This is a genomic window from Candidatus Omnitrophota bacterium (assembly GCA_041649175.1).
In the GTDB taxonomy this organism is placed as follows: domain Bacteria; phylum Omnitrophota; class Gorgyraeia; order Zapsychrales; family JBAZNR01; genus JBAZNR01.
This window is the reverse complement of record JBAZNR010000003.1, coordinates 257770-272166: the sequence shown is the minus strand read 5'-3', so window position 1 is coordinate 272166 and position 14397 is coordinate 257770. Positions and strand designations below refer to the sequence as shown.

The following is a 14397-nucleotide window of genomic DNA, read 5'->3' as shown; positions in this document are numbered from 1 at the left end:
TTACGAACGCTCACGGTTTGCAATGTCCTTATACATTTTCTCAATACTGATCAAATTAATAGCCTCCCCAACGGCCGTTTTAAATTCCGGGTTATTTTTATCAATAACGGAAAGATATTTCTCAACATACTCCAACATCGCCTCTAAACCTAAATGCGACCTCATCTTGAATAGAAGGCGTAGGAATGTGTAAATAGCAATGGAATTACTGGCAGAAGAAAAAATGTTGGAAGCTTTTTGGGGCTTTGCGGCTGAAGGATTGTTATCGTGTTTTGAATTATCCATTTTGTTTTCTCAACTTGCAAAAGAAGAATAACACGATATTGATTATTTGTCAAGTATATTGATTATTGTTCAATCATTTTAACTGCATTGTATATCATTAAACACCAATGATTTACAGAAACATAAGTTTATAATAAAAAAATTTATTGTCTTTCTTGATTAATTAAAAAATATATTGACTTTTAATCAAGGGATGTTATCTTATTTGTATATCAAACAAGCGAAAGGAAAACAATGTTCATCGGCACCAGATTAAAAGAGATCAGAGAATCCAAAAAGATATCCTTGACCGCCCTCTCTAAAACCAGCGGCGTTCAATTGGCAACCCTTAGCCGAATTGAAAATATGAAAATGGTCGGAACGCTTGAGTCTCATATGAGCATTGCCACCGCTTTGGGGGTAAGCTTAGGTGAGCTTTACAGCAACATCAGGACCGAAGACCGCAAGGTTGACCTTCAAAAAGAAAGTAAAGATCCCGGCATCTTTGTTCATAGCGATAGGTCTTCTTACGAGATCCTTACCGCGCAAGTCTTAAATAAGAAAATGATGCCTGTTCTACTTAAGCTGGAGCCGGGCGGAAAGACAAATGTCGAGCAAAGTTCGTTCGGAACAGAAAAGTTTCTCTATGTTTTAGATGGATCTTTGGAAGCCAAGATCGGTGGCGAGACCTACTCTTTAAGCAAAAATAACTCCCTTTACTTTGACGCTTCCCTGCCGCACAGCTTCTCTAATAAGGGAAAGGCTTCAACACGCGCGTTGTGCATGGCGAGCCCTGTATCGCTGTAGGAACTAAGTAAAATGACTGCAACAGACACAATCGGAGGAAAATATGTCTAAGCTGAAAGTACTAATTTGCGACGACGAAGAAAGCATTAGAGAATCCTTAAAGCTTATCTTAAGCGACCACTACGACCTGATCGCCACAGAAAGCGGAGAGCAATGCTTGGAATGCTTAAAGAATTCCAAGGACATCGGAATTGTTTTGATCGACATTAAAATGCCCAAAGTCAATGGCCTGGAAACTTTAAGGCAGATCAAAGAGGCAAGGCCGGACGTTAAGGTCGTCATGGTTACGGGATACAAGAGTGTGGAAACCGCTCAAGAAGCTATTCGTTTAGGAGCTGATGGATACATCGTCAAGCCGTTTAAGTCGGAAGAAATCTTAGAAACAATTCGAAAGCAGTCTTAAGGCAGCCTTTCCGGATCTTGCCTAAATCTTCCCCTTCTCAAACAACTCCACAATAGCCCGGGCGGGCTTGGGGTTAAATTGAATACCGGAGTTTTTCTTGATCTCAGTGATGGCTTCGTCTTTGGTGAGGGCTTTACGATAAGTGCGGTTGGTCGTCATGGCATCAAAGGTGTCGGCAACGGCAATAACAGCCGCCGTCATCGGAATATCTTCCCCTTTCAATCCTTCGGGGTAACCTTTCCCGTCATAGCGTTCGTGATGATATTTCACTCCGTGAATACAATCTTCAAACTCGGTAATAGGGCGCAAAATTTCAACTCCGCGCACGGGATGCTGTTTCATAATTTCAAATTCTTCCGCCGTTAATTTATCGGTCTTGCAAAGAATGGCTTCAGGAATAGCTATTTTACCGATATCATGCAAAAGTCCGGCAATATAAAGATTTTCAAAAAAAGACGCTTCAAAATTAACGCTTTTATTTTCGGCCATTTGACGAGCTATCGCCAAAGAATATTTGGTAACCCGCTCGGTATGGCCGCGCGTGTATTTATCTTTGGCTTCAATGGCGGACGCCAAGGCAATGGTGGTGCGGATAAAAAGGCTTCGGTTACGCTCGGCTTCTTTTTTAAGATCATCGAAAAGCTGGGCGTTTTTAATAGCCATGGCGACATCAGACGCCAGCGCTGAGAAAAATCCCAATTCTTCTTGGTCAAAGCCCGTCGCGTCCGTTTTCTCGCCTAAAAGAAGAAGAGCTAAAAGCGAATCTTGAAAATACGCCGGAACACACGCCACCGCGTTAAACATCTGCAATTGCTGGCCGACCGTGTGCAAGAATTCTTTTGCATCGCCATTGCCGTTTTTTATAACACTGTCTTGCCAAAGCAGCGTGTTTAAATCGTGAACTAAAAGCGCGTCACGGTTACCAGGAAGCTTGACATTTCTTTGCGTAAAAAGTTTAATGAGAGGATTATTGCGGTCGAAGCGCGCGAAACCGGCTGGGATCTTTATTCCGGTTTCGCCTTTGGAGATGGTCAAAACGTAAGCGTCTTTTTGCGGATCGAATAGGATCATGGCCGCGTGCTTTATTTGCACTTTGCGCACGATCATACGCACAATGAGCTTGATGAGCGTTTTCGGCTCATGGATGAGGATCATTGACCTGCTGGCGGATTCGAGTTCTTTCTTATAATTGACGGGCATTCGTAGCGTTTAGGGCTTACCCCTATCCCCTTTTTATTGAAGTTCTTTTAAAACAACTTTTTCCAATTCTTCCAGAACCAACGGCTTGTGAATATATCCAGCCACACCGAGTGAATTGGCTTCGCGGATGGTTTCGGTGTTCTCTACTCCGGTCACCATAATAACTTTAACAGGATTGTTGCGGTTTCGCAAAGTTTTTAAAACATCAATGCCGTTCATCTCCTCCATGCGCACGTCCAACAAAACTAAATTGGGGTTTTCCTGGTCGATCAAACGCAAAGCTTCATTACCGCCGGAGGCTGTAAAAACATCAATTTGGCGTTTGCGGAAAAAATTCCCGGCAAATTCTCGAATATCAACTTCATCATCTACAATAAGCAGTTTTAGCATAGTTTCCTTTTTAGCGTGTAGCGTACAGCGTTTAGCGGATAACCTCAAAACCCTAAGTGCTATACGCTATTCGCTAACCGCTATCCCCTAATTAACTGTTGGCAATAATATCGTAACAAGCGTTCCCGTCATATATTCCGACGACATGGAAACTTTTCCGCCATGATTATCTTCAATGATCTTTTGGATAACGTAAAGCCCTAACCCTGTTCCTTTTTTGCTGGACAACTTTGTAGTAAAAAACGGCGTAAACAGTTTTCGGGAATCTTCATCCTTAACGCCAATGCCATTATCCAAAACACCGATCTCTATTTTACCCTCCAGCCGTCTCGCGGAAATATTTATTTTCCCTTTATAGTCGGGCTCTTTCTGCTCAACTTTCCTTTGCATCATAGCGTCATACGCATTATCGATCAAATTAAAAAACACTTCCTGAAGCTGGGTAAAATTCCCCAGGATCTTCGGGATATCTTCGGAGAAATCTTTAACAATCGAGATCTGATCAAGTTTAACTTTATATCCGGCCATTTCAATAGAAGCCGTTAATAGCTGGCTAAAATCCACCGGAGAAAATCCGGCTTCGCCTTTACGGGTGTATTTCAAAAGCCCCTGAACAACTTCTCCGCCTTGCTTGACATTATCTTGAATGCGAGTAAGCGAGCGCTCCAGATCGGCTAAAATGCTTTGCGCCTCCTCGGGTGTTTTGATCTCTTTTTTTAGGCGGATGGTGTCTAAGGCGTCGCCGGCAATAAATCCAAGCGCGTGCAAACGATTATTGATCTGGTGGGAAAGCCCGTCGGCCATGGTCCCGATGGTGGCCATTTTTTCAGCTTGAAAAAGCTGTTCTTGAGTGCGCTTAATATCTTCGTAAAATTGAGCATTCTCAATGGCAAGCGCCGCCTGGTTGGCCAGAATAGAAAACACCGCCAAATCGTCTTCGCTATAGAGTTTTCCGGAAAGTTTTTTTCCTAAAACAATGATCGCCAATAATTTATTTTCCACAAAACTGGGAATAACAACAGCGGCATCCAGCTGACGAAGGTTTTCTTCAACTTGACTTAATTCAGCATCGCTATAATCTTGCGTACGCTGCTTTATTTCTTCGTAGACAATGGGTTCGCGCATGCCAAACAAATATCTGATGAGGGGCGAATCAATGCTGATAACAGCGCTAGGCTTAGTCGCGCCTTTATTGCGGGTCGCTTCCAGGAAGAATTTCTTATCAGTGCTGTCGTACAGATAAACCTGGCTGTGCTCCAAATGAACAGTTCGGGTCACAATGTGGACGATCATCCTTAAAAGTTTCTTTAGATCCTTGATCTTACTCATCCCGCTGGAAGCTTGACGAAGCGTCATCTGATAACGGCGCTGTTCCTGTAGTAATCTATCCTCCGCCCTTTTTTGGATAAAAAGATAAATAAACGGCCCAGCGGTAGCAAGCACGGTCGAACTGATCAAAGGCACCATCCACCAATTTTTTCCAAGAGCAGAAATCAATCTCTCCTGATATCCAAAGGCGAGAGCAAAGGGAATGCCAAGAATGAGTGAATACGTTGCTATGAAAATACTTGTTCGAGTGATTGCCAATGAAATATCCATTAAACGATATCGAATTATTGTATATCCAATAACAATTAGAAAGATGAATGCAGGCAAGTAGCCAAGTGGATATATTTCAAGTCCGTAGTTTGGTAAAAAGTCAACCGAAGCAAAGTTATAGACAAATAAAGCAAGAAAGAGGTATTTAATTTGAGAAATTTGCCGAGTTGATAGCTGATCTCTTTTTTTCCAGAAAAAATAAAATAACATTGTCGAAATTGTGCTAGCAATCCCAATAAAGAAAACTAGGAACAGGGGATGTAAAATACCTGCCTGTGGATAATATCCCCAAGAGTAAAGCCTTACTTTGTCTATTAACAAATGAGATGCCCATAACAAAGAAACCCAAATCATGCCTAAGAAATATGCAGAAATTATAAGCAGCTGAATATTCTGGACTCGTAGAAATTTTAATGTATAGTGAAATGCAATGACTGCAATAAAAATAACACCGGTGTAACCGATTCTAAAGAATAAATCTGCATTTTGCTCACTATTCCCTCTTCCATATCCAAAAGAATAAAAAAGTAGCCACATGCTGCTTACAAAACATAGGAGCGCAAATAAGCGATTAAGAATATTCTTTTGATTTCGAGTATAAACTATTACTCCAAGAGCAATTTGGAATAATGAAATTATAAAAGGTGGTATTGAAAAAATGTTCATTTCTTAAATTGCTTTCGAGTTTTTCATGTAAAACAATATTTTTTTAAGATGATTATTTTTATATTCCAAAAATTGGAATCCAATCTCCTGCAAATAACGATTAGTTTTTCTAGAATCCAATTTTAGCTTTCTAGACAAGAATGAAAAATTAAATTTCAGTATAGCTCTTTCTGTAGCTGTAAGTTTTTTCTGCCATTTCCGATTCGGGTATATAAACTTAGGAGCTTTGATCCTTAAAAACTTACTTGCAAGCAATAAGAAATTATCAACGGGTAGTGGCGTAGAATTAAACAAGTGGTAGCAGGAATTTTTTAAGGTCGACTTTGAGAAAATACGATAGATGCTTTTGCAAAGATCATCAATAAAAACGATATTAAAACTTGTATTTTTGCATGGTAACTCTGAAAATATTCTCTTGCTTAATATTCTGAGCGCTTGATAAAACGATTGACTAAAAGTTAATGCTTTCCCAGTAGCAGCCTCTCCGATTATCGCGGGTGCTCTCAAGATATCAACTTCCAGCCCCTTCCCCCGATACTGTCTAACAATTTTCTCTGCTTCAAATTTGCTCCACTCATACGGGATAGTAAACGACTGACCTAAATCAAAATCGGCCTCTGAAAAACGCCCTTTATAACTACCGCAAACATAAGCCGTGCTCATGTGATAGACTTTCACGCGATTTCCATGGTGTAAGCAATTTACTCCAAAATCTAAGATATTTCGCGTCCCGCGAATATTTACATCAGTTAAGATTTCTGACGAACACTTAAAATTAGTCAACGCCGCAAAGTGAAATATTGCATTAATTTCGCGACAAAGCTTTTCTTGAACTATTGAAGATACTCCCAATTTAACCTTAGTGATATCGCCATCAATTACGTTTAAAAATCTTAGATGTTTCTTAGCAAGAAAATTTTTTCCTCCCCAGAATTTTAAAACATCAACTACTCGTTTTCTTGAAGACACTCCTGGATTTTTCCTGACTAAACAGAAAACCTTATGGCCTTTGAGCAATAATAAATAGAGCATAAAAGATCCAACCATGCCAGTTCCGCCGGTTAACAATATTGTGTCTCTTTTTATCATTTAATGCTCAATTCTCGTTTAGAATTTGCCCTGCTTTTCGCCTTGCTAAATCCACAACAGCTGGAACGCCGAAACCTTGTGTTGTCCAATGCCCAACAAAATATAATTTTGGAACTGAATTTAGACGCTGTAAAACTTTTCGGTTGTAACATTGGGCAACTGTCGGAGAAGCACCATAGGTTGCGCCCATATAGCTTCGAATATATTTATTAATTCCAACTGGAGAAAAATTCTTTAGGAATACTATATGCTTTCTAAGCTGAGGAACAACCACCTCTGCTTTAGAGAGAATGTCATTTATAAACTGGCCATCTTTATTTTTTCCAAACAAATCTTCAGAATATGGCGCATTAACAAAAATAGAGATGGTCTTATTTTTCTTCTTCCGGAAAAACTCTGAGAAATACATCAAGAGATAAACATTCTTACTGGTAAAATTTCCGGAAGAAATATCTGCATACATTTTTTCCAAGTTTGGCTGTGGTAAGTACCAAACATTGGCGAGCAGATTATCGTCAATAGCAAGCTTGTCATCCATGCCCAAATACAATGTAAATGCTGATAAAGAAGGCTTAATGTCACAAGGAATTTTTTCTCTCTCAGTATTAAGAATCCGATTCGACTCATAAATGGAACAATTTAAAATTACTTTTTGGCTGCGATAACTTCGTCCGTCTACAGTAGTGACATCAAAGATTTGATCAGAGTTTTGTACTGAACTTACTTCTGAGGCAAATAGAATGTCAGCTCCCATTCTATTTAGATTCTCAGCAATTACATTCGCAAACTCTTGTATCCCACCCTTTACATAGTAGCCCCCATCAAAAATAAAGTCCCTAAAAACAAAAACAGAAAAATAAGCAGACACAAGAGACGGGGGAAGCCCTGCATTTCCCAGTATCAATACCCCCAAGACTGATTTTAAGAGACTATTCTTGAAATAACTGTCCAATAACTCCGCAAGACTAAGACCCTGCAAGCGAATCAGGAGAACTTTCTCGCTTGAACTAGAAACAAATGATAAGAAATTATGGATAGCGATACCTTCCTCTGGAAAGTTTGCGGAAAGCTCCTCAAGCAAAGCTTTTCTAGTATTCCAAAATCTAATTTGCTTTTCTCCGCTAATCACAATATCAGAAGGATTATATCTCTGAATAGATAATTTACCGTTCAGTTTAAATTCAGAAAGAAAGCTAGAAACACGTCCACCCTTTCTACAGCTACCAAGAGAATGAACAAAAGGATCAAACTGAAAACCATTCGCCTCAAACGATGCGCAACATCCCCCACTATGCCTTGAACATTCCAAAACTAAGACTTTCTTTCCTGCCTTACTTATATAAGAAGCAGAAACCAATCCGCCTATCCCGGCGCCAACAATGATTACGTCGTATTCTTCCTTTTTCAACTCAATCCCTCGGTAATTCAATCGTAAATTTTGTTCCCTTGCCTAATTTACTTTCAGCCATAATCATCCCACCATGCGACAGAATAATTTCTTGCGAAATACTAAGACCTAAACCAATCCCATCCTTTTTTGTTGTTACAAAAGGCGTGAAAAGCTTCTTCAAGCTCTCTTCGGAAATTCCACAACCGGTGTCGGTTATCGTAATTTGATAGACTCCAGACTCAAGACTCAAGACTAAAGGATCATCTGATTTCTGGGCTTTGGTCTTTGGTCTGTAGTCTTTAGCCTCAACAGTAAGCGTTCCCCCTTTATCCATCGCCTGAATAGCATTTAGAAACAAATTTAAGAACACCTGGCGAAGCTGTTCTTCATCACCATTTATTATAGCTTCATTTACGGAAAAATCTCTCTGAACACTGATTTTCTTTAAGGTAAGATTGTCTTGCAAAAGCGCAAGCGTTGTATCGATCACGGTTAAAACATTAAGGGGCTTTAAGTTAACTTGCCGAGGCTTCGCGAGGTTTAATAATTGCCCCACCACTCTATCAATACGCTCAACTTCTCCGGGAATAAGGCGAGAAAACTTTTCTCTGAAATCCACATCATTATATTTCTGCGGTAAATAATCAACAAAAGTTTTTATGGCTGTTAGCGGGTTTTTTATTTCATGAACAACAGAACTCGCAAGCTGGCCGATATAGGCAAGTTTTTCTTTGTGATAAAGCTCCTGTTGCAAACGCTGCTTTTCCTGAGCCAAAGATTCCAAGGTTCCTTGAAAGAAATATCGGTCAATAAACCGCTGAACCTGCTCCCTCAAGGGATTGAATAAAATCGCAATCATCAAAACAGCAAATAAATTCATCAAAAAAGACTGCGACCCAATTAGCCCCTGGAATAGCTGCCCAATTCCCAGAATAAACATAAAATATATAGCTGTAATAATTGCAACTGAGATTGAATAAACAACGCTTTTTTGGATAATAAGATTTATGTCAAGTATCTGATGTTTTAATACTGCATATGAAATTACCACAAAATATACAGGAATCAGAAAGCTTGCAATAGGATATAAGTTAATGCCGAATCCTGGCAGAAAATTTGACGCACCACCTAAGAAGCCCACAATAGTTGACGTAACGAAGAGTAAGTAATGTTTGTCTTTTTGTTCACCAATAAATCGTATAAGAAGATAGTGTCCGTAAACTACCGCGAGAATCCAACAGATGAAGAGTGCTAAATAAGGCCATTTACCCCTTAGGTAATAAAAAGAATCAAACATAAACATAACATCGGTAAAAAGTACTCCATTGAAATTTAAGACTAGAAAGAATACTCCCGCACTATAACATGCTAATAAAATAAGAATATTACGCTGAGAAACTAAAATGAAAATGGCATGCAAAAACAAGATTGGAATAAATATAACTGCAGAAAAAGCAATCTTCCACCAGAAAAATGCGCTTACACTGGAAACACTGGACGTCGAGAGAAAGCCCCCAAAACCCCAGAGAGCGACACAACATGTGTGCAAACCATAAACAAAACTTAATTTTGTTTTACCGCAAAGAAAGAGAATGGCTGAGAGGATAATGCAAGTAAACGCCGTCAGCAAATTTGAAATCGCAAACGGATTGAGATGAAGTTCATTATTGAGCATAGCGTCGCATGGCTACACACGCGTTATTTCCGCCAAACGCCTGGGAATTATTCAACACTGTCCCAACTTTGTGTTTGCGCCCTTTACCGGGAACGCAATCAATTTTACACTCAGGGTCCTGCGCTTCTAAATTTATGGTCGGCGGGACTTCTTGCTTTTCAATGGATAAACAGCACGCAATGGCTTCAAGAGCCGCGGCTGCTCCCATGGTATGGCCCAACATCGATTTAATAGAACTGACCGGAACCTTAGGAGTGTTTGAGCCGAGGGCCTTATTGATCGCCTGACATTCGGCTGTATCATTTTCAGGAGTTCCCGTTCCGTGAGCGCTCACATAACTGATCTCCTCTTTTTGAATTCCAGATTGCTTAATTGATCTTTCCATAGCCTTGACAACACCTTCAATCTTTGGCGCCGTCATTTCAAAAGCATCGCAGGACAAACCGTATCCTAAAATTTCGGCATAAATATGGGCTTTTCGTTTCTTTGCGCTATCCAAGCTTTCTAGAAAAAGGATCCCGGAACCTTCTCCCAACATCATTCCTTTGCGATTTTTATCAAAAGGTTGGCATTTCTCCGGCGCCATCGCGTAAAGCCGGCCAAAACCGGTAAAAGCAATGCGCGACAAAGCGTCAGCGCCACCGGCAAGCATATACTCCGCTTTTCCGGATGAGATCAGATCGTGAGCATAGCCAATAGAATAATTACCCGCCGCACAAGCATTAGCAAATAAAAAGCTTCTTTCTTTAAAACCAAAATAACGGGAAACATTTGCCGCAATTGAATCAGCCGGATATTCTAAAATAAGGATTTTCTTTGCGTTAAACCGCCCTGAATCCGTAATCTGCTTGACCATGCTTTCGATGGCCTGAGATTCCCCCATCGTCGTTCCGATGCAAACGCCGCATTTTCGCTTTGCCAACTCATCCAGTTTAATTTTTGCATCCTTAAGGGCGAGTTTACTTGCCGCGATAGCCATTTGCGACGCGCGGCCTAATTGGGGGATTTTTCGCTTATCGATAAAATGCTCAGGATTGAAATTCTTAACTTCCCCGCCAAAGTGACGGTCGTAGGGAGCTGTATCGAAGGATTCAATTTTACTAATGCCGCTTTTACCGGCCATGATGTTCGGCCAAAAATCTTCCCAGCCAATCCCTAAAGAAGAAACCACGCCAAGCCCGGTAATAACAACACGTTTATAATTCTTTCCTGCGGCCATTATTTTTTCACCTTATAAAAGATCTCAACATCCGCGATCTTTTCTTCTTTGGATAAGATATTAATTGTGCAATATCCGCTTGTATCGAGCATTTTTCCGTTTGAAACCTTGATCTGCAACTGATCGCCGATCTTTGCTTGACCTAAAAAATTCGCGGTGGTTTTTCCTAAGAAAAAAATGGGATTTTCACCCTCCTTAATTTTACTTAAATGATGCAAGATGATGCCGGCTTGCGCGGCGGTTTCCATGAGAAGCGTTTCGGGGAAAACCCCGTTTTCCGGATCGCCTTCAAAACACCATTCATTAGCCGTGATATTTTTAACAGCGACGAGACTTTCGCCTTCTTTGTAATCAACAACTCTGTCGATCATCAAGAAAGGATACGCTTGAGGTAGAATTTTTCGCAATTCGTCAAAAGTCAGTTCCGGCATAATGTATATGTATTTATATTAGGCGAACGGAAGGCAACCGTCAAGAAAGAATACGAGGAATTAGCTTTAACTGCTTAGGAAGGTTGATGATACGCGCAAACTAAAATGGAAGCGCTTCTAAATCAGCTAGGGTTTCGATGTTGTAAACTTTTAAAGCGGGATTGATCTTGCGCATAAGTCCTTTGAGGACCTTACCCGGACCAATCTCAATAAACTCCGTAATGCCCTGCTGAGCCATAAAACGAACAGAATCGTCCCAGCGCACCGATGATGTAATTTGCTTAGCTAAGTTTTCACGAATAAGCCGCGCATCCGTTGTTGCAACAGCGTCAACATTACTAAGGATAGGAAATTTTGGCGTTAAGAATTTTGCTTTTGCTAATTCCTGTTCAAATGGGCCGACGGCAGACTGCATAAGGCTGGAGTGAAACGCTCCCGCTACATCCAAAGGAATAACTGTCTTGGCACCTTGAGCGCGAATTTTCTCGCAAGCCGCCGCAACCTTTTGTGCTTCACCGGTGATCACGATCTGCTCCGGTGAATTAAAATTAGCCACTTGAGCGCCTGTTTCTTTGCATATTTCGCTTAAAAGATCTTTTGGAAAGCCGATCACCGCCGCCATGGCGCCTTTTTCTTTACGCGTTGCTTCATCCATGAAAAAAGAACGCCGCTCTACGAGCTTCAATCCTTCTTCAAAGGAAAGCGCATTGCAAGAAACCAGCGCCGAGTATTCGCCTAAACTTAATCCGGCGCAAAATGTTGGCGAAATATCTTTAAATTTTGGATGAGCCTCAAACGCCTTTAAAGCGGCAACACTAAAAGTAAAGATCGCCGGCTGACAAAAAGCCGTTGAGGTGAGTTTTTCGGCGGGGCCGTTAAAAATAACGTCGGATAAATTGACCTTTAAAATATCATCAGCTTTTTGAAAGATCTCTTTGGCCGCGGCTGAGCTTTCAAAGAATTCTTTGCCCATGCCAACCTTTTGCGCGCCTTGACCGGGAAATATTAATGCAATATTTTTCATGCCCACCTCACGATATTCGCCGCCGCAACCAAGCCAGCACCGAATGCCACCAGCGCCACATAATCACCTTTTTTAATTCGGCCTTGCTGTACCGCTTCATGAAAAGCCACCGCAATGGAGGCGGCGGACATATTTCCATATTTATCAATATTGATAAAGATTTTTTCTTTCGGGACATCCAGCTTTTTTGCCACCGCCGAAATAATACGGTCATTGGCCTGATGCGGAACGATGCAATCGATATCAGATAGTTTTAAGCCTGCTTTTTTAGCGACTTTTTCAACCGCCTCGGCCATGGAATTGACCGCGACTTTAAAGATCTCTTTTCCGTCCATCACCACATAAGGCAATTTGGATTTTTCAGCCGCCTTTTGAGACGGATGACGCCTTCCTTCGACGACCACCGACATCAAATCAGAGAGATTTCCAAAATTCTCCAGATGATCGGCAAGAATGCCGTGATTTTTCTTTTCTTCAACGCCTAAAACGCAAGCCCCTGCTCCGTCGCCAAACAAAACGCACGTGCCTCTATCGGTCCAATCAATAATGGAAGTCATATTTTCGGCGGCAATGACCAGCGCGCAGTTATAAAGCCCGGTTTGGATAAATTGTTTGGCGGTTGTAAGCGCGTAAAGATAACCCGCGCAAGCCGCGCTGATATCAAATCCGGCGGCATGTTTGGCGCCAATGGCTTTTTGAACCAAACAAGACACCGAGGGAAAATTGCTATCAGGAGTGACGGTTGCCACCACGATCAAATCGATCTTGGAAGCATCAAGATGAGAATTTTTTAAAGCATCTTTGGCGGCGCCGATAGCCAGATCACTTGTTTTTTCGCCTTTGGCGACCACACGGCGTTCTTTAATGCCGGTGCGTGACATGATCCACTCATCGGATGTTTCGACAATTTTTGCTAGATCTGAATTGGTAAGTTTTTGTTCGGGAAGATAAGATCCTAAACCGAGAATACCGACGTGACGCATCAACCAACCTCTTTGATGATCGCCGCAAGAATGTTGTGTTCAACTTCTCGCTTGGCCGCGCGAATGGCATTTTTTATAGCTTTTGGGCTAGAGCGGCCGTGGCTGATCATGACAATGCCGTTAACGCCAAGCAAAGGCGCTCCGCCATATTCGGAATAATCGGCATATTTTTTAATATCATTAAGGCAAGGTTTTAAAAGTGCGGCTCCGGCTAAGGCCATGGGGCTTTTTTTGATCTCGCGTTTTAGAAGTGTGGCGATGGATTCCATTAATCCTTCAGAGACTTTGATCATGATATTTCCGGTAAATCCGTCACTAACGATACAACTGCATTTTCCGGAAAAAAGTTCATTCGGCTCAACATTACCGATAAAATTTTTAACACGTTCAGAAAGAAGCTTGTGTGTTTCTTTGGCAAAATCAGTTCCCTTGCCTTCTTCTTCGCCGATGTTTAAAAGTCCTACCGACGGATTTTCAATTCTTAAAACTTCCTGCGCGTAAACACGGCTCATCAGCGAATATTGCAAAAGGTGTTCCGGTTTTGGGTCAGGATTGGCGCCAACATCAATAAGAAAAGCAAAACGATTTAAGGTTGGAATAACTAAACCGATGCCGGGCCGGTCAATGCCTTTGATCATCCCTAAATAAATAGTAGCCGCACAAACGACCGCGCCGGTATTTCCGGCGCTGACAAAAGCATCATAAGATGGTTGTTTTAAAAGATTAACTCCGATAGAAATGGAAGAATTTTTTTTCGTGCGGATACTGGATGTGGCCGGCTCATGCATATCAATGGCTTCCGGCGCATGGACGATCTCGACATCTTCCGGAGAATATTGATAGCGGCTTAATTCTTTTTTAATAACATCTTCTTGTCCGACAAAAACAATTTTGACATTTAATTCTTTAATGGCGCTGATAGCCCCGGCAATAACAGCTGTCGGCGCGTAATCACCGCCCATCGCATCAACGACGATTTTCAAGAGAAACTCCTTTAAAGCTTTCAGTCTTCAGCTGACAGCTGAAAGCTAGCCTTTTTTCTTTTTCTTGTCCGCTTTTACCGCAACTTCGACGATCTGCTGGCCTTTGTACGCGCCGCAAAACGGGCAAACGCGATGAGGCAAAATGGGTTTCTTGCACTGCGAGCAAACGCTAAAACCCGGAACCCGGATCTTCCAATGTGTACGGCGTTTACGCCCGCGCTGTTTGGAATGCTGTCTCTTTGGTAATGGCATATTCAATACTCCTTCTGAAGGT

The 14397-nt window shown here is 41.5% G+C and carries 15 protein-coding genes; 2 read left to right on the top strand and 13 right to left on the bottom strand.

All coding sequences use genetic code 11. From position 1 onward, the window contains the following. Nucleotides 1-285, bottom strand: coding sequence for a hypothetical protein (locus tag WC676_08450; GenBank protein ID MFA5060637.1), 285 nt, complete (start codon nt 283-285; stop codon nt 1-3). Nucleotides 286-519: 234 nt separating this feature from the next. On the opposite strand from WC676_08450, the gene WC676_08445 reads away from it, so the two are divergent. Both WC676_08445 and WC676_08440 read left to right on the top strand, forming a co-directional pair. After that, on the top strand, nt 520-1071 hold the full coding sequence (locus tag WC676_08445) for an XRE family transcriptional regulator (GenBank protein MFA5060636.1): 552 nt from the start codon (nt 520-522) through the stop codon (nt 1069-1071). A 43-nt stretch (nt 1072-1114) separates the two neighbouring features. Then, a complete protein-coding gene (locus tag WC676_08440) occupies nt 1115-1474 on the top strand; it encodes a response regulator (protein MFA5060635.1) in 360 nt (119 codons plus the stop codon). Nucleotides 1475-1495: 21 nt separating this feature from the next. Here WC676_08440 and WC676_08435 read toward each other — a convergent pair whose 3' ends face one another. From WC676_08435 to rpmF, 12 genes are all read right to left on the bottom strand, one after another. Further along, nucleotides 1496-2674, bottom strand: coding sequence for an HD domain-containing phosphohydrolase (locus WC676_08435; protein ID MFA5060634.1), 1179 nt, complete (start codon nt 2672-2674; stop codon nt 1496-1498). A gap of 33 nt (nt 2675-2707) precedes the next feature. Further along, on the bottom strand, nt 2708-3064 hold the full coding sequence (locus WC676_08430) for a response regulator (GenBank protein ID MFA5060633.1): 357 nt from the start codon (nt 3062-3064) through the stop codon (nt 2708-2710). Nucleotides 3065-3151: 87 nt separating this feature from the next. Then, nucleotides 3152-4651 (bottom strand): ATP-binding protein, encoded by a 1500-nt coding sequence (locus WC676_08425; GenBank protein ID MFA5060632.1) that lies wholly within the window; start codon nt 4649-4651, stop codon nt 3152-3154. A gap of 681 nt (nt 4652-5332) precedes the next feature. Then, nucleotides 5333-6418 (bottom strand): SDR family oxidoreductase, encoded by a 1086-nt coding sequence (locus WC676_08420; GenBank protein MFA5060631.1) that lies wholly within the window; start codon nt 6416-6418, stop codon nt 5333-5335. 7 nt (nt 6419-6425) lie between these two features. After that, entirely contained in the window at nt 6426-7826 is a 1401-nt protein-coding gene (locus WC676_08415; protein ID MFA5060630.1) for an NAD(P)/FAD-dependent oxidoreductase, read from the bottom strand. Nucleotide 7827: 1 nt separating this feature from the next. Further along, nucleotides 7828-9483 (bottom strand): ATP-binding protein, encoded by a 1656-nt coding sequence (locus WC676_08410; protein MFA5060629.1) that lies wholly within the window; start codon nt 9481-9483, stop codon nt 7828-7830. Continuing rightward, the gene (locus WC676_08405; protein ID MFA5060628.1) at nt 9473-10702 is read right to left on the bottom strand and encodes a beta-ketoacyl-[acyl-carrier-protein] synthase family protein; all 1230 of its coding nucleotides are present in this window, start codon (nt 10700-10702) and stop codon (nt 9473-9475) included. Before WC676_08405 ends, WC676_08410 begins: the two co-directional genes overlap by 11 nt. After that, nucleotides 10702-11133, bottom strand: coding sequence for a 3-hydroxyacyl-ACP dehydratase FabZ family protein (locus tag WC676_08400; GenBank protein MFA5060627.1), 432 nt, complete (start codon nt 11131-11133; stop codon nt 10702-10704). The genes WC676_08405 and WC676_08400 overlap by 1 nt, the downstream gene beginning before the upstream one ends. 100 nt (nt 11134-11233) lie before the next feature. Then, on the bottom strand, nt 11234-12157 hold the full coding sequence (fabD, locus tag WC676_08395; GenBank protein MFA5060626.1) for an ACP S-malonyltransferase: 924 nt from the start codon (nt 12155-12157) through the stop codon (nt 11234-11236). After that, on the bottom strand, nt 12154-13140 hold the full coding sequence (locus WC676_08390; protein MFA5060625.1) for a beta-ketoacyl-ACP synthase III: 987 nt from the start codon (nt 13138-13140) through the stop codon (nt 12154-12156). The genes fabD and WC676_08390 overlap by 4 nt, the downstream gene beginning before the upstream one ends. Beyond that, the gene (gene plsX, locus WC676_08385; GenBank protein MFA5060624.1) at nt 13140-14123 is read right to left on the bottom strand and encodes a phosphate acyltransferase PlsX; all 984 of its coding nucleotides are present in this window, start codon (nt 14121-14123) and stop codon (nt 13140-13142) included. The genes WC676_08390 and plsX overlap by 1 nt, the downstream gene beginning before the upstream one ends. A 45-nt stretch (nt 14124-14168) precedes the next feature. Beyond that, nucleotides 14169-14375: a 50S ribosomal protein L32 gene (gene rpmF, locus WC676_08380; GenBank protein ID MFA5060623.1), complete on the bottom strand. Its 207-nt coding sequence runs from the start codon at nt 14373-14375 to the stop codon at nt 14169-14171. Nucleotides 14376-14397 lie beyond the last annotated feature (22 nt).

Excerpts from the sequence above, each read along its gene's own strand:
- WC676_08420 (MFA5060631.1), bottom strand. The coding sequence starts at position 6,418 with ATGATAAAAAGAGACACAATATTGTTAACCGGCGGAACTGGCATGGTT.
- WC676_08390 (MFA5060625.1), bottom strand. The coding sequence starts at position 13,140 with ATGCGTCACGTCGGTATTCTCGGTTTAGGATCTTATCTTCCCGAACAA.
- WC676_08400 (MFA5060627.1), bottom strand. The coding sequence starts at position 11,133 with ATGCCGGAACTGACTTTTGACGAATTGCGAAAAATTCTACCTCAAGCG.
- WC676_08445 (MFA5060636.1), top strand. The coding sequence starts at position 520 with ATGTTCATCGGCACCAGATTAAAAGAGATCAGAGAATCCAAAAAGATA.
- fabD (MFA5060626.1), bottom strand. The coding sequence starts at position 12,157 with ATGAAAAATATTGCATTAATATTTCCCGGTCAAGGCGCGCAAAAGGTT.
- WC676_08440 (MFA5060635.1), top strand. The coding sequence starts at position 1,115 with ATGTCTAAGCTGAAAGTACTAATTTGCGACGACGAAGAAAGCATTAGA.
- WC676_08430 (MFA5060633.1), bottom strand. The coding sequence starts at position 3,064 with ATGCTAAAACTGCTTATTGTAGATGATGAAGTTGATATTCGAGAATTT.
- WC676_08450 (MFA5060637.1), bottom strand. The coding sequence starts at position 285 with ATGGATAATTCAAAACACGATAACAATCCTTCAGCCGCAAAGCCCCAA.
- rpmF (MFA5060623.1), bottom strand. The coding sequence starts at position 14,375 with ATGCCATTACCAAAGAGACAGCATTCCAAACAGCGCGGGCGTAAACGC.
- WC676_08435 (MFA5060634.1), bottom strand. The coding sequence starts at position 2,674 with ATGCCCGTCAATTATAAGAAAGAACTCGAATCCGCCAGCAGGTCAATG.
- WC676_08405 (MFA5060628.1), bottom strand. The coding sequence starts at position 10,702 with ATGGCCGCAGGAAAGAATTATAAACGTGTTGTTATTACCGGGCTTGGC.
- WC676_08410 (MFA5060629.1), bottom strand. The coding sequence starts at position 9,483 with ATGCTCAATAATGAACTTCATCTCAATCCGTTTGCGATTTCAAATTTG.